The organism is Micromonospora sp. DT228 (assembly GCF_049841595.1).
Classification (GTDB): Bacteria; Actinomycetota; Actinomycetes; order Mycobacteriales; family Micromonosporaceae; genus Micromonospora.
Map to the genome: position 1 here is coordinate 135,190 of NZ_JBNCKO010000013.1, position 25,842 is coordinate 161,031.

Consider the following 25,842-nt stretch of genomic DNA (forward strand, 5'->3'; position numbering starts at 1 on the left):
GCGCGCTGGTCCGGCCTGCCGGTCAGCGCTCGGCGTCGATCAGGCTCTGCGGGCGCATGTCGGTCCAGTTCGCGTTGACGTAGTCGACGCAGTCCTGCCGACCGGCCGGGCCGTGCACGGCCCGCCAGCCCGCCGGCACCTCGGCGAAGACCGGCCACAGGCTGTGCTGGTTCTCGTCGTTGACAAGCACCAGGAACGTGCCATCGGCGTTGTCGAACGGGTTCGTGCTCATCGGATACTCCTCGTTACCAGGGTGTGTGTTACCAGGGTGTGCAGGGCGTCGAACCAGAGGTGGGCGAGATCGTCCACCGCGCCTTCGGCGAACACGCCGTCCGGCCAGCTCCAGGTGGCGACCAGGTGCGGGCCGGTCGCGCGGTCCTCGGTCTGGGCGTTCAGCACCAGCTCGTACGTCTCGGGCATGGCGTCGTCGGCGCCGTTCTCGGCGGCCTCCGCCTCGGGGGCGAACTCCCAGTCGGCGGCCTCCGGGAAGTCGAACCGTCCCATGTAGTTGAACTGGATCGGCGGATGCGGCAGCGCGGCCAGCGTGGGCGCGGTCACCGGGTTGAGGTGGCGGAGCAGGCCGTAGCCCATGCCGTTGTCCGGCAACTCGGCCAGGTGCTCGCGGACCCGCACCACCGCCTCGGCCACCGCCGCGCCGCCGGCCGACACGTCGATCCCGGCGGTGTCCAGGCAGACCGGGAAGATGTTCGTGAACCAGCCGACCGTGCCGGACAGGTCGGCCCCGTCCACCAGGTGCTCCTCCCGCCCGTGGCCCTCCAGCGCGACGAGCACCGCCTCGCCCGCGCCGCCCTGCGCGGCCCGCCACCTGGTGACGGCCACCCCCAACGCGCCCAACAGGACGTCGTTGACACCGGCGCCGAGCCCGGCCGGCACGCGGGTGAGCAGGGCCTCGCTGACGTCGGTGGGCAGGGTCAGGGTGATGTCGCGCAGGGTGCCGGCCACGTCGACCGCGGCGTCGAGCGGGCGGCGTACCGGCAACGGGTCGCCCCGCCGCACGATCTGCTCCCATCTCGGCAGCTCCGCCACCCGGGCCGGGTCCAACGCCCGCTCGGCGAGGCCTGTCGCCCAGCGGCGGAACGACGTGCCGGTGGCGGCGGTGAGCGGTGTACGACCGGCGACCGCGTCCCGCCAGGCCGCGCCGATCTCCGGCAGCAGCACCCGCCACGAGACACCGTCCACGACCAGGTGGTGAACCAGCAGCAGCAGGCGGCCCGGCCGGTCCGGGCCGGCGTCCAGCCAGGCGGCCCGGATCATCCCCCCGTTGTCCGGGTCGAGGCCGGCCTGCGCGACTGTCGCCTGCTCGACGACCGCGTCCCACAGGCCACGGTCGTCGAGGCCGCGCACGTCGACGCGGACGGTCCAGTCGGCGGCCCGCGACGAGCCCGGTGGCGGCACCGTCACCGACCAGTCGCCGGTGCGGTCCAGCCGGGCCCGCAGCAGGTCGTGCCGGTCGGCGACGGCCTGCAACGCGGCCAGCAGCGGCGTCCAACCCAGACCCGCCGGGACCTGCACCACGGCCGACTGGTTGAACCCGTCGATCGGGCCGTCCACCTCGCGCAGCCAGCGCATGACAGGGGTCAGCGGGAACGACCCGACCCCGTCGTCGGCCCGGCCGTCGGCCCGGTCGAGCGCGGTCGCGACCAGTGCCAGCCCGGCCACCGTACGCTCCGCGAAGACCTGCCGCGGGGTGAGCCGCAGGCCGGCGGCACGGGCGCGACCGACGAGCTGCATCGCGACGATGCTGTCGCCGCCCAACGCGAAGAAGTCCGCCTCGACATCCACCGACGGCAGGCCCAGCACGGCCGCGACCACCTCGCCCAGGACCCGCTCCCGTTCCGTGCGGGGCGCCCGGCCGGCGCCTGTCGCGCCGAGGTCGGGCGCGGGCAGCGCGGCCCGGTTCAGCTTGCCGTTGGCCAGCGTGGGCAGCCGGTCGAGGCGGACCACTGCGGACGGCACCATGTAGTCGGGCAGCTCGACGGCGACCGCGGCACGCAGCGCGGCCAGGTCGAGACCATCGGCACCGACCACGTAGCCGGCCAGGAGGCGTACGCCGGGGCGGTCCTCCCGGGCGACCACCACGGCCTCGGTGACGCCGGGCTGCGCGGCGAGCACCGACTCGATCTCGCCCAGCTCCACCCGGAAGCCACGGATCTTCACCTGTTCGTCGACCCGGCCGAGGTACTCCACCCGGCCGTCCTCGGTCCACCGCACCAGGTCACCGGTGCGGTACATCCGCTCGCCCGGCGCGCCGTGCGGATCGGCGAGGAAACGCTCGGAGGTCTGGTCCGGCCGGCCCAGGTAGCCACGTGCCAGTCCGGCGCCGGCCACGTACAGCTCGCCGGCCACGCCGGTCGGGGTGTGCCGCAGGGCCCGGTCCAGCACGTACGCGCGGGCACCCGCGACGGCCCGGCCGATCACCGGGGAGGTGGTGTCGCCGATCCGGGCGGCGAGAGCGTCCACAGTGGCCTCGGTCGGGCCGTACAGGTTGAACGCCTCGGTGCCGGGCAGCCCGCCCAGGCGCTGCCAGAGCGCGGGCGGCACCGCCTCGCCACCGACGCCGACCACGGCGAGGGGGCAGCGCCCGTCGCGGATCAGGCCGGCGTCGGCGAGTTGCGCGAAGTGCGAGGGCGTCAGCTCGATGAAGTCGATCCCCTCGGTCCGGATCAGCTCGACGAGCTGCTCCGGGTCGCGTTGCGACTCCTCGGTGACGATGTGCAGGGCGTGCCCGTCGAGCAACCACAGCTGCGGCTGCCAGGAGGCGTCGAACGCGAACGACCAGGCGTGCCCGACCCGCAGGTGACGGCGGCCGGTGGCGGCGCGGGCGGGCAGGTGCAACTGCGCGCGGTGGCTCCGGAACAGGTTTACCAGGTTGCGGTGGGTCACCACCACGCCCTTCGGGCGTCCGGTGGAGCCGGAGGTGTAGATGACGTACGCCGGGTGCTGGGGGAGGGCCGGGCGTACCCGGTCGTCGTCGGTCAGGTCGTGCCCGGCGAGCGTGGCCAACGCCGGGTCGTCGACCAGGACGCGGTCGAGCCCGTCCGCCGCGACACCGACCCCGGCGGCGGTGACAAGCGCGGCGGGCCGCGCGTCGGCGAGCATCGCGGCGACCCGCGCCGGTGGGTAGGCCGGGTCCAGCGGCAGGTAGGCGGCACCGCACTTGAGCACCGCGAGGATCGCGGCGACCGCGTCGGCGGTGCGCGGCAGGGCCAGGGCCACCACGTCCTCGGCGCCGACCCCCCGGCCGACGAGCAGCCGGGCCAGCCGGTTGGCGCGGTCGTTGAGGTCGGCGAACGTCAGGCGAACCGGGCCGCAGACGACGGCGGGCGCGTCGGGTGACTCGGCCACCTGCCGCTCGAACAGGTCCGCCACCGTCGGGTCGTCGCCGCTGGCCGGCGGTTGCGGGTTCCCGCCGCCGCGGTCCTCGTCCGAGACCAGGTCCAGGCGGCCCACCGCACGGTCCGGGTCGGTGGTGAACGCGGTCAGGACGGCGGTGAGCGCGTCGACGAGTCGTCGGGCGACCGGCGGGGCGAAGAGGTCGGGACGGAACTCCAGGCCCATCCGTAGCCGCTGGCCGGGGTCGACGACCCAGGTGAGCGGGTAGTGGGTGGCGTCGCGCCCGCCCGCGTCGACGGCGGCGAGCAGGCGCTCCGACCCGTCGTCGGCACGCTCCGGATAGTTCTCCACGATCAGCAGCGTGTCGAACAGCTCCCCGACCCCGGCCAGGCGCTGGACGTCGGCCAACCCGAGATACTGGTGGTCGAGCAGCGTCGACTGCTCGTCCTGGAGCCGGGCCAGCAGCCCCGCCACCGGCTCGGCCGGGTCGAGGCGGACCCGCACCGGCACGGTGTTGATGAACAGCCCGATCATCGACTCCACACCTGCCAACTGCGCCGGTCGTCCGGAGACGGTGGCGCCGAAGACCACGTCGTCACGGCCGGTGAGCCGGCCCAGCACGATGCTCCAGGCGGCCTGGACCAGCGTGTTCAGCGTCAGCCCCCGGGAGCGGGCCAGGCCGGTCAGGCGCGCGGTCACGGCCTCGGTCAGTTCCTGCTCGACCAGTTCGGGAACCGCGGGTTCCCGTTGCGGGTCGGCCGGGGCGAGCCGGGTGGCGTCGGCGACCCCGGCCAGCGCGGCACGCCACGCCTGCTCGGCGGCGGACCGGTCCTGCCCGACCAGCCAGGCGAGGAAGTCGCGGTACGGCGCCGGGGCGGTGCCACCGTCGGTGGCCTCGTACAACTCGGCGAGCTGGTCCATCAGCGGCCCTCGGGACCAGCCGTCGAGCAGCATGTGCTGGTGGGTGAGGATCAGCCGGTACGCGTCACCGGTGCGGACCAGCATCATCCGCAGCAGCGGGGCGACCGCCGGATCGAAACGGCGGCCCTCCTCGGCGAGGCAGCGCTGCCACGCCTCCTCGTGCCGCGCGGCCTCCAGATCGGACAGATCCGCCTCGGCCCAGGGCAGCGTGACACCCCGGTTCACCACGGCGACAGGTCGACCGGACTCGAGCTGGTGAAACGAGGTCCGCAGGTTGGCGTGTCGCTGCAACAGCGCCTGCCCGGCGGCGCGCAGCCGGGCCGGGTCGATGCTGCCGGGCAGGTCGAAGACCATCTGCACGGTGTACAGGTCGAGGCCGTCGGCGTCGAACGCGGCGTGGAAGAGCAGCCCGGTCTGCAATGGGGAGAGCGGCAGCACCTCGGCCACGTCCAGGCCCCGACCGGCGATCTCGGCGGTCTCGGCGTCGGTGAGCGTGACAAGCGCGCCGCTGCCGCTGGTCACGGTGAACGCCGACCCGGCGGCGGCGGCCAACGCGGCAGGCGTACGCAGCTGGAACACCTGCCGCAGGCTGAGCGACAGACCTGCGGCGCGGGCCCGGCCGACCAGCTGGATCGAGATGATGCTGTCGCCGCCGAGGCTGAAGAAGTCGTCGTCGACACCCACCGTGGGCACCGCCAGCACCTGTGCGAACAGGTCGACGAGCACCTGCTCACGCGGGTTACGCGCGGCCGTGCCGGTGCCCGCGCCGGCGAAGTCGGGCGCGGGGAGGGCGGCCCGGTCCAGTTTGCCGTTCACCGAGACCGGCATCGAGTCGAGGACGACGAAGGCGGACGGCACCATGTGCTCGGGCAGCAGCGCCGCGAGCCGGGCCCGCACCGCTGCCTCGTCCAGTGCGCCGGCCACGGTGAGGTACGCGACCAGGTGCGCGACACCGGGCCGGTCCTCGCGCAGCAGCATCACCGCCGAACCCACGTCGGGCTGTGCGGTGAGCGCGGCCTCGATCTCGCCCAGCTCGACGCGCAGCCCACGGATCTTCACCTGGCCGTCGCCGCGGCCGAGGAACTCGAGCACCCCGGGCGCGCTCCAGCGCACCTGGTCGCCGGTGCGGTACATGCGTTCGCCGGCCGGACCGTACGGGTCGGCGACGAACCGGTCGGCGGTCAGGTCGGGCCGGCCCCGGTAACCGCGGGCCAGCTGCACGCCGGAGAGGTAGAGCTCACCGGGCACCCCGACCGGCACGTGGCGCAGCCCGGCGTCGAGCACGCTGACCCGGGTGTTCCACACCGGCGCGCCGATCGGGACCGAACCCGTGCCGGTACCACGCTCGGCGGGCCACGCCGTCACGTCCACCGACGCCTCGGTCGGACCGTACAGGTTGTGCAGGGCGGCGCCGGGCAGCAGCTCCCGGCACCGATCGGCGAGGGCGCTGGGCAGCGCCTCGCCGCTGCACAGGACGCGGCGCAGGGCTGTGCAATCGGCCGCGCCGGGCTCGGCGAGGAACGCGGCGAGCATCGACGGGACGAAGTGCACGGTGCTGACCCGTTCCCGCTGGATCAGTTCGGCGAGGTAGACCGGGTCGCGGTGGCCGTCCGGCCGCGCGAGGACGAGGGTCGCCCCGGTGCTCAGTGGCCAGAAGAACTCCCAGACCGAGACGTCGAAGCCGGCCGGGGTCTTCTGCACCACCCGGTCACCCACGGTGAGGCCGTACTCGTGCTGCATCCAGCGCAGCCGGTTGACGATGCCGGCGTGTTCGACCTCGACACCCTTGGGCGCGCCGGTGGAGCCGGAGGTGTAGATGACGTACGCCGGGTGCCGGGGGCCGGGCGGGGTGGGCCGTACCCGCGGGTCGTCGAGCGGTCCGTCGAGCACGATGGGCGCGTCCGCGTGCGGCAATCCGGCGACGCGCGGCGCGGTGGCGCCGACGGCGAGCACCGCGACGGGCCGCGCGTCGGCGAGCATCGCCGCCAGCCGCGCGTCCGGGTGGTCCAGGTCGAGCGGCAGGTACGCGGCGCCGGCCCGTCCGGCCGCGAGGATCGCCACCACCAGCTCGACCGAACGCGGAAGGGCGAGCGCGACGACTGTCTCCGGTCCGGCGCCGACGGCGGCGAGCACCCGGGCCAGCCGTTCGGTGCGCGCGTCCAGGTCGCGGTAGGTGATCTCGGCACCGTCCGGGTCGACGAGCGCCACCGCGTCGGGGGCCGCCGCGACCTGTGCGGCCACCAGCTCCGGCAGGGTCGCCGCGGGCAGCTCGCGGACCTCGCCGGTCCCGGCGGCCAGGATCGCCGCGCGCCCGCCCCGGTCGAGCAGGCCGACCCGACCGACCGGGGCGTCCAGCCCGCTGACGAGTTCGTCCACGACCGTGACGAGCGCCGTGGCGAGCCGCCCGGCGTACGCGGCGTCGAACAGGTCGGGCCGGTACTCGACGGCGAGGTGCAGGGTCGGGCCGGGCTCGGCGATGAGCGTGAGCGGGTAGTGGGTGGCGTCGTGCCCGTCGGTGCCGGTGACCGGTAGCCCGTCGTCGGCGGCGTCGCCGTCCGGGTAGTTCTCGAAGACCAGCAGGGTGTCGAACAGCTCGCCGTGCCCGGCGATGCGCTGGATGTCGCTGAGGCTGAGGTACTGGTGTTCCATCAGCGCGGACTGCTCGTCCTGGATCCGGTCGAGCAGCGCGTGGGCGGGCTCGGCCGGGTCGATGCGGACCCGCACCGGCACGGTGTTGATGAACAGGCCGACCATCGACTCGACACCTGGCAACTGCGGTGGCCGCCCGGAGACGGTGGCGCCGAAGACCACGTCGTCGCGGCCGGTGAGCCGGGCCAGCAGCAGCGCCCAGGCGGCCTGCACGATGGTGTTCACGGTCAGGCCACGGGCGCGGGCGTTCGCGGTCAACGCCGCCGTCCGGTCCGCGGGCAACTCCACCTCGGCCACCTCGGGCGCCAGCGCGGCACGACGCCCGTCGGCGGGCGCGACACGGGTTGGCGCGGCCAGGCCGTCGAGCGCGGCGGCCCAGGCGTCCTCGGCGGTCCGCCGGTCCTGCCCGGCCAGCCAGGCGAGGTAGTCCCGGAACGGTCGGCCGGTCACCGGCGCGGTGTCGCCGTCGCGGTACAGGGTGGACAGCTCGGCCAGCAGTGGTCCCCGGGACCAGCCGTCGAGCAGCAGGTGGTGGTGGGTGAGCACGAGCCGGTGGGAGTCCGGGCCGGTACGCACCAGAGCCAGACGCAGCAGCGGCGCGACGGCCGGATCGAAGCGGCGGCCCTGCTCGGCGAGGAGCCGCTGCCAGGCGTCCTCCCTCGCGTCGGAGTCCAGCTCGGACAGGTCGACAGCGGTCCACGGCACGGTGACGGCGGCCGGGACGACGCTGACCGCCGTGCCGGACGCGAGGTGGTGGAACGAGGCGCGCAGGCTGGGCTGCCGGTCGAGCAGCGCCTGACCGGCGGCGCGCAGGCGGGCGGCGTCGATCGGCCCGGTCAGGTCCACCACCATGCGGACGGTGTAGACGTCCGGGCCGGCGTCGTCGAGCAGGCTGTGGAACAGCAGGCCGGTCTGCAACGGCGAGAGCGGCAGCACCTCGCGGACGTCGACGCCGAGGCCGGCCAGTTCGCGCCGGTCAGCTTCGGTGAGGGTGACCAGGGACAGGCTCGACGGCACCGCGTCGGCGCCGGTCACGGTGCCGGCGACGGCCACCAGCCGGGCCGGGGTGCGACTGTGGAACACCTGACGCGGGGTGATCAGCAGGCCGGCGACCCGGGCCCGGCCGACCAACTGCATCGACATGATGCTGTCGCCGCCGAGGGCGAAGAAGTCGTCGTCGATGCCGACCGTGGGCACCCCCAGCACCTCGGCGAAGACGTCGCAGAGCAGCTTCTCGCGGGGGGTTCGGGGCGTACGCCCGCCGCCGTCGGCGGTGAACTCCGGGGCGGGCAGGGCGGCCCGGTCCAGCTTGCCGTTGACCGACACCGGCAACGCGTCCAGGGCGACGAACGCGCCGGGGACCAGGTAGTCGGGCAGCGTGGCGGCGATGCCCGCCCGCAACCGGCCGAGATCGGTGCCGCCGACGACGTACGCGACGATCCGCTTGACGCCACCGTCGGTACGCAGCACCACGGCGGCCTGCCGGACGCCCTCCTGCCGGGCGACGACAGCCTCGATCTCGCCGAGTTCCACCCGGAAGCCGCGGATCTTGACCTGGTGGTCGACGCGGCCGACGAACTCCAGCGCCCCGTCCGGGGACCAGCGCACCAGGTCGCCGGTGCGGTACATCCGGGCGCCGGGCGCGGCGAACGGGTCGGGCAGGAAACGCTCGGCGGTCAGGCCGGGCCGGTTGTGGTAGCCACGGGCCAGGCCGAGGCCGCCGAGGTACAGCTCACCGACGACACCGGGCGGGACCGGGTTCAGGCCGCTGTCCAGCACGTACGCCAACTGCCCGGGATCCGGATAGCCGATCGGCACGGTGCCGGTGGAGACCGGCACGCACTCCCACAGTGTCGCGTTGACGCTTGTCTCGGTGGGCCCGTACGCGTTGAACATGCGCCGGCCGGCGGCGAACCGTTCGGCCAGCCGGGCCGGCACCTCCTCGGTGCCGACGAGCATGGACACCCCGAGCGGCAGTCGGCAGTCGGCCGGCAGCGCGCTGAGCACCGACGGCGGCAGGGCCAGTTGGGTGACCTCGTGCTTGGTGAGGTAGTCGACGAGCGGCGCGCCGGGGACGCGCAGTTCGGCCGGGACCACCACGAGCGCGCCGCCGGAGAGCAGCGCCTGGCACAGCTCCCAGTACGCGAGGTCGAAGCTGGGCGACGCGAAGAACAGCACCCGACTGGCCTGCGTGACACCGAGCCGGAGCTGCTGGGTGGCGAGCAGCTTCGCGACGCCCTCGTGGGTGACGACGACGCCCTTGGGTTGGCCGGTCGAACCGGACGTGTAGATGACGTACGCGGCGTCCGAGACGTCCGGCTCGACACGTGTCACGTCCGGTCCGGACGCGGTCACGTCCACCACGGGCACGTCGCCGGGCAGCGTGTCGGTCAGCTCGGCACGGGTGACGACGCAGGCCGGTGCGGCGTCCTCCAGCATGTAGCGCAGCCGGTCGGCCGGGTAGTCCAGGTCGAGTGCGAGGTAGGCGGCGCCGGAGCGGAGCACGCCGACAAGCGCGGTGACCAGGTCGACGCCGCGGGGGAGTGCCACCGCGACGACCTGCCCGGGGCCGACGCCCCGGGCGGTCAGCGCCCGGGCCAGCCGGTCCGAGCGCACGGCCAGCTCGGCGTAGCTGATCTGCTCGTCCTCGCAGATCACCGCGATGTTCTCCGGGTACGCGGCGACCATGTCGGCGAACCGCCGGGGGAAGGTGGTGGCCACGATGCCGTCCGTGCTGCCGTTCCACTCGGTGAGGACTGTCGCCCGCTCGGTCGGGTCGAGGATGTCGATCCGGCCGACCGGGGCGACCGGGTCGGCGGCCAGCGCGGTGACGACGCGGACCAGTCGGTCGAGGATGGTGCGGGCGGCGTCGGCGTCGAACACGTCCGCGCGGTGCCGGATCTCCAGGTTGATCCGGGTGCCCGGCTCGGCGACCAGCACCAGCGGATAGTGCGTGGCGTCCTCGTCCTGCGCCTCGGTGACCCGCAGCCCGGGCACCGGCTCGGCGGCGTCCGGACTGTCGGGGTAGCTCTCGAAGACGGTGAGCGTGTCGAACAGCTCGCCGTGTCCGGCCAGCCGTTGGATGTCGGCCAGCCCGAGGTACTGGTGTTCCATCAACGCGGCCTGCTCGTCCTGCAGGCGTACGAGCAGGTCGTGGGCTGGCTCGGCCGGGTCGACGCGGACCCGCACCGGCACGGTGTTGATGAACAGGCCGATCATCGACTCGACACCTGGCAACTGCGGTGGCCGCCCCGAGACGGTGGCGCCGAAGACCACGTCGTCGCGGCCGGCGAGCCGGGCCAGCAGCAGACCCCAGGCCGCCTGCACCACTGTGTTGAGTGTGACACCGAGGGTACGCGCGAGGTCGGTGAGTCGGCCGCTCAGCTCGGCGGGCAGCGCGGTCTCCACCGAGCCGGGGACGACCGGCTCGGGCGTGGTGCCGGCGGGCGCCATTCGGGTCGGTTCGTCGAGCCCGGCGAGCGCGTCCCGCCAGGCGGCGGTGGCGGCGTCCCGGTCCCAGCGGGCCAGCCACGCCAGGTACGCCTTGTACGGGGTGACCGGCGGCAACGAGCCGGGCTTGGCGTACAGGTCGAGCAGTTCCCGCACGAGCAGCGGCGCGGACCAGCCGTCGAGCAGGATGTGGTGGTGGGTGATGGTGAGGCGGTGTGCCGCGGGCCCGAGTCGGGTCAGCGTCATCCGCAGCAACGGCGGCCGGGTCATGTCGAAACGCTGCTGCTGGTCGGCGGTGGCGAGCCGGTCGAGTTCCGCGTCGCGCTCGGCCTCGGGCAGGCCGCTGAGGTCGTGCTCGGCCCAGGGCAGGCGGGCCCGGGTGGGGATCGCGGCGACGGTGGTGCCCTTGGCCGTACGCCGGAACCCGGCCCGCAGGTTGGCGTGCCTGTCGAGCAGCGCCTGCCCGGCCTCGCGCAGCCGGACGGCGTCCAGCGGCCCGGTCAGGTCCAGCGCCGTCGACACGGTGTAGACGTCGGGGGCGTCGGTGTCGTAGAGCGCGTGGAAGAGCAGCCCCTCCTGCAACGGCGACAGTGGCAGGACGTCCTCGAGCCCGGTCTTCTTCGTCACTGCGTCTCCCACTCGGACTCGAGGTCGGCGAACTCGGCCTCAAGGCTGTCGATGTCGGCCTGGCTCAGCTCGACCAGGCTCAGGTCGGACGGGGTGTAACCCCCGGATTCCGGGTCGGCGGCGAGCGCTCGCAGCGCCTCCCGCCAGCGGCCGGCCAGGTCGCGGACGTGCTCCTCGGTGAGCAGGTCCCGTGGCCAGGTGAAGGTCGCGGCGAGCCGGGGCCCGTCGGCGTGGTCCTCGGTTGTCGCGTTGATCTCCAGCGGGTAGTCGGCGGGCATGCCGTCGTCGGCGCCGCCGCCCCAGCCCTCCCCGGCCGGTTCCCACGGCCCCTCGTCGGCGTTGCCGGCGGCGAACCGGCCGAGGTAGTTGAAGCCGATCGAGGGCTTGTCGTACCCGGCGAGCACGGCGGCTGTGTCGGGGTTGAGGTGGCGCAGCAGGCCGTAGCCGACGCCGTTGTCCGGCACCGCCCGCAACCGCTCCTTGATCGTCTTCAGGGCGTCCGCGGGGTGCTCCGGGCCGAGGTCCAGCCGGACCGGGTACTCGCTTGTGAACCAGCCGACCGTGCGGGACAGGTCGGTGCCGGCCACCAGGTGCTCCTCGCGGCCGTGCCCTTCGAGCATGACCAGCCAGCCGGCGCCGCCGGCCCAGTCGCGCAGCGCCAGCGCGAGCCCGGTCAGCAGCACGTCGCCGACGCCGGCGTGGAAGCCGGTGGGCACCGTGGTGAGCAGCGGCAGGGTCTCCTCCGGTGGCAGCTCGACGGTGATCTCGTCGCAGGTGCCGGTGCGGTCGCGGGCCGGGTCGAGGGGACGGTTGCCCAGCGGGGCGCGCGGCCCGGCCAGAACCTCGGTCCAGTACGGCAGCTGCGCCACAGTCCTCGCGTGGCGGGAGAGGCCGTCGAGTTCCCGGGCCCAGCGGCGGAACGAGGTGCCGGTGGGCGGGAGCGTGCTCGGGGTGCCCGCCCGCCGGGCCGCCCAGGCGGCGGCGAGGTCGGGCAGCAGGACCCGCCAGGACACCCCGTCCACGGCGTAGTGGTGCACGACGAGCAGCACGTGCCCGGGTTCGAGCAGCACCGCCTGGAGCAGGACGCCCCGGGCGGGGTCGAGCCGGTCGCGGGCGGCGGCGGCGATCGCGGGCAGGTTCTTCTCGTCGTACGCGGCCACCCGCACGACGTCGACGGGCGCGCCGGGCTCGGGGATCTGCACACCGTCGCCGGTCACCCGGGCGCGCAGCAGGTCGTGGCGGTCGACGAGCGCCTGCACCACCTCGGCCAGCCCCGCCGCGGTGAGCCCGGCCGGGGCGTGCAGCAGCATCGACTGGCTGTATCCGGTGGTCGGGCCGTCCACCTCGGCGAGCCAGCGCATGACCGGGGTGAGTGGCGCGCTCCCGTACGCCTCGCGGGGGTCCTCGGTCACCGGGGCGTCGACGGTGGCGGCCTGGGCGAGCCCGGCCGGGGTCTTGTGTCGGAACACGTCCCGTGGGCTGATGCCGAGGCCTGCCGCGCGAGCCCGGCTGACCAGTTGGATCGAGACGATGCTGTCGCCGCCCAGGGCGAAGAAGTCGTCGTCGACGCCGACGGTCGGCAGGCCCAGCACCTCGGCGAACAGGTCACACAGGTGCTGCTCGCGGCTGGTGCGGGCGGCCGTGCCGCCGACAAGCGCGGAGAAGTCCGGGGCGGGTAGCGCGGCGACGTCGAGTTTGCCCGCGATGGTGCGGGGCAGCGCGTCGACCTCGACGAACGCCGACGGGATCATGTAGTCGGGCAGCGTCGCCCGGAGCCGGTCGGTGTCGACGGGCCCACCCACGACGTAGGCGACGAGTCGGCCGTCCCGGAGCACCACGGCGGCCTGGCCGAGGGCGGCCTCGATCTCGCCCAGCTCGATGCGGTACCCGCGAACCTTCACCTGCCCGTCGGCGCGGCCGGCGAACTCCACCACCCCATGGCGGTTGAGCCGCGCCAGGTCGCCGGTGCGGTACATCCGACTACCCGCCGGACCGAAGGGGTCGGCCACGAACCGTTCCGCCGTCAACCCGGTCCGGTTCAGGTATCCGTGTGCCAACCCGGCCCCGGCGACGTACACCTCACCGAGCACCCCCGGGGGCACCGGCCGCAGCCCGGCGTCGAGGACGTAGGTCCGGACGTTCGCCAGCCGGTACGCGGTCCGGTCCGGGCCGTGCCACCCGTAGGCGTCCACGGACGCCTCGGTTGGCCCGTACAGGTCGTGACAGACCAACCCCGGCGTGGCGCACACCCGCTGCCACAACTGCCCGTCGATCGCCTCACCGCCGACGAGCAGCACGCTCAGGCCCGCGTCCAACAGTCCGGCCGCGACCAACTCCCGCAGGTAGGTGGGCGTCACGTCCAGCACGTCGAGGTGGTGGCGGCGGACGTAGCCGACCAGGGCGGTGTCGTCGCGGTACTCGTCGTCGTCGAGGACGTGCAGGGTGTGCCCGTCGAGCAGCCAGAGCAGCGGCTCCCACGACCCGTCGAAGGTGAACGACGCGACGTGCGCGACCTGACGTCGGGGACCGGTCATCAGCCGCTCGCGATGCGACGCGAACAGGTTCACGATGCCCCGGTGCGGCACCACCACACCCTTCGGCCGCCCCGTCGACCCCGACGTGAAGATCACGTACGCGGGGTCGTCGGCCCGAGGGCCGGCGGGGCTGCCGACCGGGCCCGCGAAGACTGTGGGCTCGTCGAGCAGCAGGTGGGCGGTGGCGGGCGGCAGGGGCACGTCACCGCTTGTCAGCACGAGCGTCGGGGCGGCGTCGTCGAGCATGGCCGTGATCCGGTCGGTCGGCTGGTACGCGTCCAGCGGCAGGTACGCCGCACCTGCCTTGAGCACGCCGAGGATCGCCGGGACGGTGAGCGGGCGGGACACCGCGAGCGCGACCAGGCTCCCTCGGCCCACGCCGCGTCCGGCCAGCACCCCGGCCAGCCGGGACGACCACCTGTCCAGCTCGGCGAACGTCCACGACCGGCCACCGGAGACCAGCGCCACGGTCGCGGGCGTGGTCGAGGCCTGCGTCTCGAACAGGTCCACGATGGACCCCGGCGGGACCGTCGCGCCGACGTCGGCGTCGAGCAGCCGGTCCCGTTCGTCCGGGCTCAGGACGTCGATTCGGCTGACCACCGCCGACGGGTCGGCGGCGACGGTGGTGAGGACCCGCTGCAACCGCTCGACGAGGATCTGGGCGGACGACCTGTCGTACCTGTCGGTGGCGAATTCGAGGCTTCCCTCGATGCCGCCGCCCGGGGCGTCGGCGAAGTCGAAGGAGAGGTCGAACATCGCCGTACGGTGTCCGACGGGTTCGGGCGCGCCGGTCAGCTCGGCGAGCGTCCAGGTGTCGCCCCCACCGGGCAGGTAGGAGACCATTGTCTGGAACAGCGGGTGTCGGCCCAGCGACCGGACCGGGTTCAGGGCTTCCACGAGGTGTTCGAACGGTACGTCCTGTCGGTCGAACGCGGCGAGGTCGGTGTCTCGTACCCGGGCCAGCAGTTCGCGGAACGACGGGTCGCCCGAGGTGTCGGTGCGCAGCACGAGGGTGTTGACGAAGAAGCCGACGAGGTCGTCGAGTGCGGCGTCCGGGCGGCCCGCCACCGGTGCGCCCAGCGGCACGTCGGTGCCCGCGCCCAGGCGGGACAGCAGCACCGCCACCGCCGCCTGCACCACCATGAACATGGAGGTCCCGGTCGACCGGGCCAGGTGGCGTAGGTCGCGGGCCACCTCGGCGGGCAGGTCGAAGTCGACCAGGTCCCCGCGGTGGCTGGCCTCTGGTGGGCGGGGGCGGTCGGCCGGCAGGTCCAGCTCGTCGGGCAGCCCGGCCAGGGCCTCCCGCCACGCCCGCACCTGGTCGGTCAGGCCGGTGGACTGCTCGCGCTGCCACAGCGCGAAGTCGGCGTACTGCACGGGGAGCGGTCGGAACGCCGGGGCGTGTCCGGCGCGGCGCGCCTCGTACGCGGTGGTGAGGTCGGCGCGCAGCGGTTCGTCGGACCATTCGTCGCCGGCGATGTGGTGCACCAGCAGGAGCAACACGTGCTCGTCAGGTGCCACCCGGAACACGTCGACCCGCAGCGGCGGCTCCCGATCGAGCGCGAACGCGTGCGCGGCGGCGGCGTCGACGTCGCCGCCCTCGTGGAACGCGACCGGGACGGCGTCCGGTGGGAGGATGTGTTGGTAGGGGGTCCCGTCGACGTCCGGGAAGATGGTGCGGAGGGTTTCGTGTCGGGCGACGACGTCACCGACGGCCGCGGTCAGCGCGTCGGCATCGAGTCGGCCGCGTAGCCGCCAGGCGATCGGGATGTTGTAGGTCGGGTTCGGTCCTTCGAGCCGATACAGGAACCACAACCGTTGCTGGGCGTACGACAGCGGCACCCGGTCCGGGCGCGGTCCTGCCACGAGTGGCGCGCGATTGGACCCGACAAGTTTCGGCAGCAGACCCGCCACGGTTGGTGCGTCGAACACCGCCCGGACGGGCAGTTCGACGCCCAGGACGGCGCGTACGCGGCCGGCGAGGCGCATGACCAGCAGCGAGTGGCCGCCGAGGGTGAAGAAGTCGTCGTCGATGCCGACCGAGGGCAGTCCGAGGACCTCGGCGAAGAGGTCGCAGAGCTGTTGTTCGCGGCTGTTGCGGGCGGTCCGGCCCACACTTGACGTGGTGAGGTCCGGGGCGGGAAGCGCGGCGACGTCGAGTTTGCCCGCGACGGTGCGGGGCAGCGCGTCGACCTCGACGAACGCCGACGGGATCATGTAGTCCGGCAACGTCGCCCGGAGCCGGTCGGTGTCGACCAGCCCACCCACGACGTAGGCGACCAGCCGGCCGTCCCGCAGCACCACGGCGGCCTGGCCGAGGGCGGCCTCGATCTCGCCCAGCTCGACCCGGTACCCGCGAACCTTCACCTGCCCGTCCGCGCGGCCGGCGAACTCCACCACCCCATGGCGGTTGAGCCGCGCCAGGTCGCCGGTGCGGTACATCCGTGCGCCCGCCGGACCGAAGGGGTCGGCCACGAACCGCTCGGCCGTCAACCCGGTCCGGTTCAGGTATCCGTGCGCCAACCCGGCCCCGGCGACGTACACCTCACCGAGCACCCCCGTTGGCACCGGCCGCAACCCGCCGTCGAGCACGTAGGTCCGGACGTTCGCCAACCGGTACGCGGTCCGGTCCGGACCGTGCCACCCGTAGGCGTCCACGGACGCCTCGGTCGGCCCGTACAGGTCGTGGCAGGTCAGCCCCGGCGTGGCGCACACCCGCTGCCACAACTGCCCGTCGATGGCCTCACCGCCGACCAACAACACGCTGAGGCCCGCGTCCAACAGCCCGGCCGCGACCAACTCCCGCAGGTAGGTGGGCGTCACGTCCAACACGTCGATCCGCTGCTCACGAAGCCGCGACACGAGAATCCCCGCGTCGCGGTACTCGTCATCGTCGAACACGTGCACCGCGTGCCCGTCGAGCAGCCAGAGCAGCGGCTCCCACGACCCGTCGAAGGTGAACGACGCGACGTGCGCCACCCGACGCCGGGGACCGGCCATCAGCCGCTCCCGATGCGACGCGAACAGGTTCACGATGCCCCGATGCGGCACCACCACGCCCTTCGGCCGTCCCGTCGACCCCGACGTGAAGATCACGTACGCCGGGTCCTCCGCCGATGGCGTGGCCACGAACGGTTCCGCCTGCGGCACCGCCGAGCCCACCACCAGCCGAGGGCCGGTCCAGGGCACGTCGGTGTCCCCGGTGGTGACCAGGATCGCCGGCCGGGCGTCGTCGAGCATGGCCGTGATCCGGTCGGTCGGCTGGTACGCGTCCAGCGGCAGGTACGCCGCACCCGCCTTGAGCACGCCGAGGATCGCCGGGACGGTGAGCGGGCGGGAGGTGGCCAGCGCGACCAGGCCCCCGGTGTACGAGGCCAGCGCGCCGGCTAGGCGCGACGACCAGTCGTCCAACTCGGCGTACGTCCAGGTCCGGCCGCCGGAGACCAGTGCCACCGCTTCGGGGTTGGCCGCCGCCCGCGCGACGAACAGGTCCACGACGGAGCCCGCCGGGATCGGTGTGGAGGGCTGCACGGCCAGCAGTCGAGCACGCTCGGCGGGAGCGAGCACGTCGATCCGGCTGACCACCGCCGACGGGTCGGCGGCGACAGTGGTGAGGACCCGCCGCAACCGCTCGACAAGGGTCTGGGCGGATGACCTGTCGTACCTGTCGGTGGCGTACTCCAACTCGCCACGGACGCCGCCGCGCGTCTCGAAGAAGTCGAACGAGAGGTCGAACATGGCGACGTGCTGGCGTACCCGCTCGGTCTCGACGCGCAGCGACCCGAGGTGCCAGGAGGCGTCGGCCTCGCCGAGGTAGGAGACCATCGTCTGGAACAGCGGGTGTCGGCCCAGCGACCGGACCGGGTTCAGGGCTTCCACGAGGTGTTCGAACGGTACGTCCTGTCGGTCGAACGCGGCGAGGTCGGTGTCTCGTACCCGGGCCAGCAGTTCGCGGAACGACGGGTCGCCCGAGGTGTCGGTGCGCAGCACGAGGGTGTTGACGAAGAAGCCGACGAGGTCGTCGAGTGCGGCGTCCGGGCGGCCCGCCACCGGTGCGCCCAGCGGCACGTCGGTGCCCGCGCCCAGGCGGGACAGCAGCACCGCCACCGCCGCCTGCACCACCATGAACATGGAGGTCCCGGTCGACCGGGCCAGCGCACGCAGCCGTTCGGTCACCTCGGCGGGCAGGTCGAAGTCGACCAGGTCCCCGCGGTGGCTGGCCTCTGGTGGGCGGGGGCGGTCGGCCGGCAGGTCCACCTCGTCGGGCAGCCCGGCCAGGGCCTCCCGCCAGCCGTCGACCTGCGTGCTGAGCGCGCCCGACTCGGCGCGCTGCCACAGCGCGAAGTCGGCGTACTGCACGGGCAGCGGCGGGAACGCCGGCACCAGCCCGGCGCAGCGGGCGGTGTAGGCGGCCACGATGTCCCGGCGCAACGGCACATCCGACCACTCGTCGCCGGCGATGTGGTGCACCAGCAGCAGCAACACGTGCTCGTCAGGTGCGATCCGGAAGAGCCAGGTGCGCATCGGCGGCTCGTGGTCGAGGCGGAACCCGTACGCCCCGATCTCCGCGAGCCGGTCGGCGAGGTCCGCCTCGGCGATGTCCGCCACCGACACCGCGACCGGCGCGGCGGGCAGGATCCGCTGGTACGGCTCGCCGCCGTCCTGCTCGCCGAAGATGGTGCGGAGGGTTTCGTGTCGGGCGACCACGTCACCGACGGCCGCGACCAACGCGTCCGGGTCCAGTCGGCCGCGTAGCCGCCAGGCGATCGGGATGTTGTAGGTCGGGTTCGGTCCTTCGAGCCGATACAGGAACCACAACCGTTGCTGGGCGTACGACAGCGGCACCCGGTCCGGGCGTGGTCCCGCGACCAGTGGCGCTCGGCTCGACCCGACAAGTTTCGGCAGCAGACCCGCCACGGTTGGTGCGTCGAACACCGCGCGGACGGGCAGTTCGACGCCCAGGACGGCCCGCACCCGGCCGGCGAGGCGCATCACCAGCAGCGAGTGACCGCCGAGGGCGAAGAAGTCGTCGTCGATGCCCACCGACGGCACACCCAGCACTTCGGCGAACAGGTCGCACAACTGTTGTTCGCGGCTGTTGCGGGCGGTCCGGCCCACACTCGACGCGGTGAAGTCCGGGGCGGGAAGCGCGGCGACGTCGAGCTTGCCCGCGACGGTGCGGGGCAGCGCGCCGACCTCGACGAACGCCGACGGGATCATGTAGTCCGGCAACGTCGCCCGCAGCCGGTCCAGGTCGACAGGCCCACCCACGACATACGCGACCAACCGGCCGTCCCGCAGCACCACGGCGGCCTGGCCGAGGGCAGTCTCGATCTCACCAAGCTCGATCCGGAAACCGCGAACCTTTACCTGCCCGTCCGCGCGGCCGGCGAACTCCAACACCCCGGCCTGGGTCCACCGGGCCAGGTCGCCGGTGCGGTACATCCGTGCGCCCGCCGGACCGAAGGGGTCGGCCACGAACCGCTCGGCCGTCAACCCGGCCCGGTTCAGGTATCCGTGCGCCAACCCGGCCCCGGCGACGTACACCTCGCCGAGCACCCCCGTTGGCACCGGCCGCAACCCGCCGTCGAGCACGTAGGTGCGGACGTTCGCCAACCGGTACGCGGTCCGGTCCGGACCGTGCCACCCGTAGGCGTCCACGGACGCCTCGGTTGGCCCGTACAGGTCATGGCAGACCAACCCCGGCGTGGCGCACACCTGCTGCCACAACCGTTCGTCGATCGCCTCGCCACCGACGAGCAGCACGCTCAGGCCCGCGTCCAACACACCCGCCGGCACCAGTTCCCGCAGAAACGTGGGCGTCACGTCCAACACGTCGATCCGCTGGTCACGCAGGTGGCCGACAAGCGCGGCGGCGTCGAGGTAGACGTCGGAGTCGACCACGTGCACCGTGTGCCCGTCGAGCAGCCAGAGCAGCGGCTCCCACGACCCGTCGAACGTGAACGACGCGACGTGCGCCACCCGACGCCGCGGACCGGCCATCAGCCGCTCCCGATGCGAGCCGAACAGGTTCACGATGCCCCGATGCGGCACCACCACACCCTTCGGCCGCCCCGTCGACCCCGACGTGAAGATCACGTACGCGGCGTCCTGCGCCGACGGCGTGGCCACGAACGGCTCCGCCTGCGGCACCGCCGAACCCACCACCAGCCGGACACCCGTCCACCCCGGGGCCGGGTCGTCGCCGGCCGCGACGACGAGCACCGCCGGGGCGGCGTCGTCGAGCATCGCCGTGATCCGGTCGGTCGGCTGGTTCAGGTCGAGCGGCAGGTAGGCCGCGCCGCTGTCGAGCACGCCGAACACCGCCGGCACGGTGAGCGCTCGGGGCAGCGCGAGCGCGACCCGATCGGTACGCGTGACGCCGCGCTCGCGCAACGCCCCGGCCAGTCCGGCAGCCCAGCGCTCCACCTCGGCGAAGGTCCACTCGCGTCCGTCCGCGACGAGAGCGACAGCCGTGGGCGTCCGGGTGGCCTGCTCGTGGAACAGCGCGCTGACAGTGGTGTCGGGCACCGGCCGGGCGGTGTCGTTCCAGCCCCGTAGGACGCGGTCCCGTTCCGCCGAGGTCAGCACGTCGACGGTGGCGAGGGGCGCGTCCGGGGCGTCGCAGATCCGGGTCAGCACCACTGTCAGCCGGTCCAGCAACGTCCCGGCGGCGTCGGTGTCGATCAGGTCGGCGCGGTACTCCAGGTCAAGGTGTAGCCGCTGGCCGGGACGCGCGGTGAGCGTCAGCGGGTAGTGCGCGCAGTCGCGGACGGCCGCGCCCGTGACGCGGACGCCGTCGGCAGGCGCCGGCAGCGACTCGCCGAGCGGGTAGTTCTCGAAGACCGTCAGGGTGTCGAACAACTCGCCGTGCCCGGCCAGCCGCTGGATCTCGGCCAACCCGAGGTGCTGGTGCTCCATCAGCCGCACCTGCCCGTCCTGCAGGCGGCGCAGCACTGTCGTCACCGGCGCGGCCGGGTCCAGGGTGATGCGGACCGGGATGGTGTTGATGAACAGGCCGATCATGGTGTCGGCGCCGGGAAGGTCCGGCGGTCGACCGGCGACAGTCGCGCCGACCACCACGTCGTCGCGTCCGGTCAGCGCCCCGACCACGATGCCCCAGGCGCCCTGGACGACCGTGTTCAGGGTGAGCCCACGGGCACGACCGAGTGCGGTGAGTCGGGCGGTCAGGTCGACCGGAAGGTCTCGCACGAGACGTTCCGGCACGACCGCGTCGGCCGGGGGCCGCCCGGCCAGCACTGTCGGCCCGTCCAGCCCGGCCAGTGCCTCGCGCCACGCGGCCTCGGCCGCCGGGCGGTCCTGGGCGGCGGTCCAGGCGAGGTAGTCGCGGAAGTCGGCGGGCTCGGGCAGCGGGTCGCCCCGGTAGAGGGCGACCAACTCGTCCAGCAACAGCGGCACCGACCAACCGTCGAGCAGCAGATGGTGGTGGGTGATGACGAGCCGGTGCCGGTGCGGACCGAGCTGGACCAGGGTCATCCGCAGCAGCGGCGCGGTCGCCGGGTCGAGCCGGGTCGCGAGGTCCGCGTCGAGGAAGCCGGGGAGGTCGTCCTCGGCCAGGGTCAGGGCGGACCAGGGCAGCGGCACGTGCCGTGGCACCACGGCCACGGACTGCCCGTTCTTGCGGCGGCGGAACGCCACCCGCAGGTTGGGCCGACGGTCGAGCAGGGCCTGCCCGGCGGCCCGCAGCCGCTCGGCGTCCAGCGGCCCGTCCAGGGCAACAGTCAACTGTCCGGTGTAGACGTCCGGGCCGTCCGCGGCGAGATGCGCGTGGAAGAGCAGCCCCTCCTGCAGCGGGGTCAGCGCCAGGATGTCGGCGATCCCGGAGGCCTGCCCGGGGGTGGCGGTCGCGGTCACGAAAGCTCCCATTCGGCCTCGAACTCGTCGATCTCGTCCTGGCTGAGCCGCAGCGTCAGGTCGGACGGGGTGAGCCCGCCGGCGGCCGGGCCGCGGGCGTGCACGACGAGGGCCTCCAGCGCGGCGAACCAGGCCGCGGCCAGGTCGGCCACCGCCGCGTCGTCCAGCAGGTCACGCGGGTACGCCCAGGTCACCCCCAACTCCGGGCCGGCCGTGGTGTCCTGCACGTACGCGTTGATCTCCAACGCGTACGGCGCGACGGGCATGCCCAGGTCGAACCCGCCGGCCAGGATCCCGTGCCCCGCCACCGGCGTCCAGCTCCCGCCGTCGCCGGACGAGGCGGTGAACCGGCCGAGGTAGTTGAAGCTGACCTGCGGCGCGGGGTGGGCGGCCAGCTCAGGCTCGGTGTCCGGGTTGAGGTACCGCAGCATCCCGTACCCGATGCCGTGGTCCGGGATGGCCCGCAGTTGCTCCTTGAGCCGCTTCAGCGCGGTGCCGGCGCTCGGTCCGCCGGCCAACGCGTCGGCGACATCGATGTCGCCGGGGTCGAGACGGACCGGGAAGACGCTCGTGAACCAACCGAGCGCCGGGGTGAGGTCGGCGTTCGCGACGACCTGCTCCTCCCGGCCGTGCCCCTCCAACGCGATGAGCACCGAGCGCTCGGTCCCCTTGCCGTGGCGGGTCCGCCAGTCGATCATCGCCAGGGCGAGCGCGGTGAGCAGCACGTCGTTGATGCCGGCGTGGAAGGCGGCGGCGACCGTGGTGAGCACCGGCTCGGTGGTCGCGGCGGGCAGCCGTACGGTGTGCCGGGCGACGGTGGCGAGGTCGTCCACCGGCCGCAGCGGGCGCCGCGTCAGCGCCGGGTCCGCGCCGGTCAGGATGCGCCGCCACAGCGCCAGTTCGGCGGTGCGTTCCGGTCGCCGGGCCGCCTCGGTGAGTGCGGTGGCCCACCGCCGGAAGGACGTGCCGGTGCGTTCCAGGACGGGGGTACGACCAGCCTTCCGCTGTTCCCAGGCGGTGGCCAGGTCGGCCGGCAGGATCCGCCACGAGACGCCGTCCACGACGCTGTGGTGGATGACGAGCAGCAGCCGGCCCGGCGCGGAGGGCCCGTTGTCGAACCAGACGGCCTGGGCCATCACGCCCCGCTCGGGGTCGAGCCGGTCGGCGGCGGCCCGCTCCTCGGCCTCGATCACCGCGCCGGGCTCGGCCCGCCGCAGCCACGACTGGCCGGTGCCGCGCGGCGCGACGTGCAGCCGGCCCGGCGTCGTGGGGGTGGCGCGGACGAGCCGCGAGCGCAGCAGGTCGTGCCGGTCGGTGAGCGCGGTCAGCACGGCGGCCAGGTCGGCCTCGGTGGCGCCCGCCGGAGTGGCGAGCACCATCGACTGGCTGAACGCCTCGATTCCGCCGCCGGTCTCGTCGAGCCAGCGCAGGATCGGCGTGAACGGGATGTCGCCGACCCCGTCGTCGGGACGGTCCCGGGCACCGGTGTCGAGGTCGGTGACGACCTCGGCCAACGCGGCCACCGTCCGACGCTCGAACACCTGGCGTGAGGTGCAGACCAGCCCCAGCGCGCGGGCGCGCAGCACGAACTGGATGGAGACGATACTGTCCCCGCCGAGGCTGAAGAAGTCGTCCTCGATGCCAACCCCCGGGACGCCCAGGACGTCCGCGTAGAGCTGGCAGAGCACCCGCTCCCGGGGCGTGCGGGGCGCGGTGCCGGTGGCCTGGGCGGCGTAGTCAGGTGCTGGCAGCGCGGCCCGGTCGAGCTTGCCGCTGGTCAGCACCGGCAGTCGGTCCAGCAGCACGAAGCCGGTCGGCACCATGTAGCCGGGCAGCCAGGATTCCGCGTGCAGGCGCAGCGCCTTCACCAGCGCCGTCGGATCGGCGGCCGCGGTCGGGGTGTTGGCGTGCGTGGCCACCCCGCCGGGACGGTAGGCGTGCCGGGGCTCGGCGTCGCGTTCAAAGACGACGTCCAGGTCCCCGCTTGTCGAGGAGCCGTCCCAGGTCACCACGACGCGGTAGCCGGACGCGTCGCCAAGTGCGTGGATGTCCTCGACGGACGGGGCGTCTGCCGCACCCAGGCGCGCGTTCGGCACCGCGGTGACCCGCAGTCGCCGCGGGCCGGCGGTCAACTGCTTCCGGACGTCGATAAGGCTCCCGGCCCACGCGTACGTCGCCTCGGGTGTGGGCGCGGGCACGGGCGCGGTGGTCAGCACGACGTCGTAGCGGTAGCCGCTCAGCTCGTTGTGGTAACCGCCCCGCTTGACCCACACCTCGGCGCCCCGGATCGACCCGCTCGGCAGCGCGGCGAAGTAGTCCGGGTCGAGCAGCAGTTCGCGTTCGGCGCGGACCGCGGCCTCGACGGCGGCGTCCACCTCGGCGGGGGCGACGCCACGGCTGGTCTGGATCGCCTCGTGCAGCATCCGGTGCAGGCGCAGGTTACGGACGTCTCCGACGAAGATCACACCGCTGGGGGCGAGTCGCTCGGCCGCCGCGCGCAGCACGCCGGTCAGGTAGTCGGCGCTCGGGAAGTACTGCGCCACCGAGTTGATGACGACCGTGTCGAACCAGCCGGTCGGCACACCTTCCAGGTCGTGGGCCGGTTGGGCGCGCAGCGTGACCCGTTCGTCGAGTTCCGCAATCGTCGCCACCGCGGCCCGTAGCGTGTCGATGGCCTGCTCGGAGAGGTCGAGTCCCCAGTAGCTCTCGCACTCCGGGGCGAGTCGCGACAGCAGCAGCCCGCTGCCGACACCGATCTCCAGGACGCGCCGGGGCCGGAGCGACCGGATCCGGTCGACAGTGGTGTCCCGCCACTCGCGCATCTGCTCCACCGGAATGGGCGAGCCGTCGAAGCTGCTGTTCCAGCCGGTGAAGTTCTCGTCGAACTGCTCCACCCGGCCGGCCTGGTAGAGCAGTTCGTGCAGTTCCTTCCACTCGGCGACCTGGCTGTCAACCCGGTCCTGCGGCGGGCCGTCCGCGCTCGGTACGACGTAGGCGGCCAGCCGCACGTCACCCGGGCGGTCCTCGCGGGCCAGCACGGTGACCTGACCGACGTTCGGGTGGCGGGCCAGCACCGACTCGATCTCGCCCAGCTCGATGCGGTATCCGCGCACCTTCACCTGGTCGTCGACCCTGCCGAGGAAGTCCAGCCGTCCGTCGGCACGCCAGATCGCCACGTCACCGGTGCGGTACATCCGTCCGCCAGGTGGTCCGAACGGGTCGGCGAGGAAACGCTCGGCGGTCAGGTCCGGACGGTTGACGTAGCAGCGGGCCAGGCCCGGCCCGGCGAGGTAGAGCTCGCCGGGCACACCGGGCTCCACCGGCCGCAACGCGTCGTCGAGCAGGTAGGCGTCGGTGCCCGGGTCGGGGCGACCGATCGGGACCGAGGCGCCGTCGATCCGCTCCGGGTCACACTCGCCGAGCGTGGAGTTGACGGTGGCCTCGGTTGGGCCGTACGCGTTGAACATCCGGCGATCCCGCGCCCAGCGGGCGACCAGTTCCGGCGAGACCCGTTCGGTGCCGGCCAACAGGATGCCCGGTGGCAGTTCGCACTCCGGAGGCAGCGCGGCCAGCAGCGCCGGCGGCAGGATCATGAAGTTGGCGCGGTGCCGGATGGCGTACTCGGTGAGTGCCGGCCCGGCGACGCGGCGGTCGGCGGGGACGATGACCAGCCGCCCACCGGAGAGCAGGGCCAGGCAGAGATCCCAGAACGCGACATCGAAGCTCGGCGAGGCGAAGTGCAGGACCCGGACGTCGGGGGTGAGCCCGAACCGCTCGAACTGGGTGGAGAGCAGCTTGGCCACGCCGGTGTGGGTGAGCAGCACGCCCTTGGGCCGGCCGGTGGAGCCCGAGGTGTAGATGACGTAGGCGGCGTGCTCGACCCGCAGGCCAGGCCGCTCGGGGTCGTCTGTCGACGCGTTCGCCAGCTCGGCCGTCACCTCGGGGGCGTCGAGCAGCAGCCGGGGCACGTCGTCGGCGCGGGGCAGTCGGTCCGCCACCTCGGAGGTGGTGACCAGGCACACCGGTCGCGCGTCGCCGAGCAGGTAGGCGAGCCGTTCGGCCGGGTCGGCCGGGTCCAGCGGGAGGTAGGCGCCGCCGGCCTTCAGCACGGCCAGCTCCGCCACGATCATGTCCACCGAGCGGGGTACGGCGAGCCCGGCCACCCGATCCGGGCCCAGCCCCTGGGCGACAAGCACGTGCGCGAGCCGGTTGGCCCTGGCGTCCAGTTCGGCGTAGGTGACCTCGACGTCCTCGAAGACCACCGCCACCGCGTCGGGGTCACGTCGCGCCATCGTCGCGAAGGCGTCCGGGAGTGTGGTCGGGGCGACGGTCAGCGGGCCGCCACTGGAGTACGCCTCCCGGTCCGCCACGGTGCCGCCGGTGCTGCCACCGATGATCTGCATACAGTCGCTCCTGAAGGGCCGGGGCGGTC

General features: G+C 73.6%; 4 protein-coding genes. All 4 read right to left on the minus strand.

Annotation, left to right across the window (positions count from 1 at the left end; genetic code table 11):
• Positions 1 to 22: 22 nt before the first annotated feature.
• The 4 genes from ACLQ29_RS24480 to ACLQ29_RS24495 are packed head-to-tail and all read right to left on the minus strand — an operon-like array spanning position 23 to position 25,813.
• Positions 23 to 232, minus strand: coding sequence for an MbtH family protein (locus ACLQ29_RS24480; protein ID WP_393361908.1), 210 nt, complete (start codon positions 230 to 232; stop codon positions 23 to 25).
• Positions 229 to 11,001: an amino acid adenylation domain-containing protein gene (locus tag ACLQ29_RS24485; protein WP_425773809.1), complete on the minus strand. Its 10,773-nt coding sequence runs from the start codon at positions 10,999 to 11,001 to the stop codon at positions 229 to 231. Before ACLQ29_RS24485 ends, ACLQ29_RS24480 begins: the two co-directional genes overlap by 4 nt.
• A complete protein-coding gene (locus ACLQ29_RS24490) occupies positions 10,998 to 21,410 on the minus strand; it encodes an amino acid adenylation domain-containing protein (RefSeq protein WP_425773810.1) in 10,413 nt (3,470 codons plus the stop codon). Before ACLQ29_RS24490 ends, ACLQ29_RS24485 begins: the two co-directional genes overlap by 4 nt.
• Positions 21,407 to 25,813: an amino acid adenylation domain-containing protein gene (locus tag ACLQ29_RS24495; protein WP_425773811.1), complete on the minus strand. Its 4,407-nt coding sequence runs from the start codon at positions 25,811 to 25,813 to the stop codon at positions 21,407 to 21,409. The genes ACLQ29_RS24490 and ACLQ29_RS24495 overlap by 4 nt, the downstream gene beginning before the upstream one ends.
• Positions 25,814 to 25,842 lie beyond the last annotated feature (29 nt).

Bases quoted from the DNA above. Each gene is read 5' to 3' on its own strand.
- ACLQ29_RS24480 (WP_393361908.1), bottom strand. From the start codon at position 232: ATGAGCACGAACCCGTTCGACAACGCCGATGGCACGTTCCTGGTGCTT.
- ACLQ29_RS24495 (WP_425773811.1), bottom strand. From the start codon at position 25,813: ATGCAGATCATCGGTGGCAGCACCGGCGGCACCGTGGCGGACCGGGAG.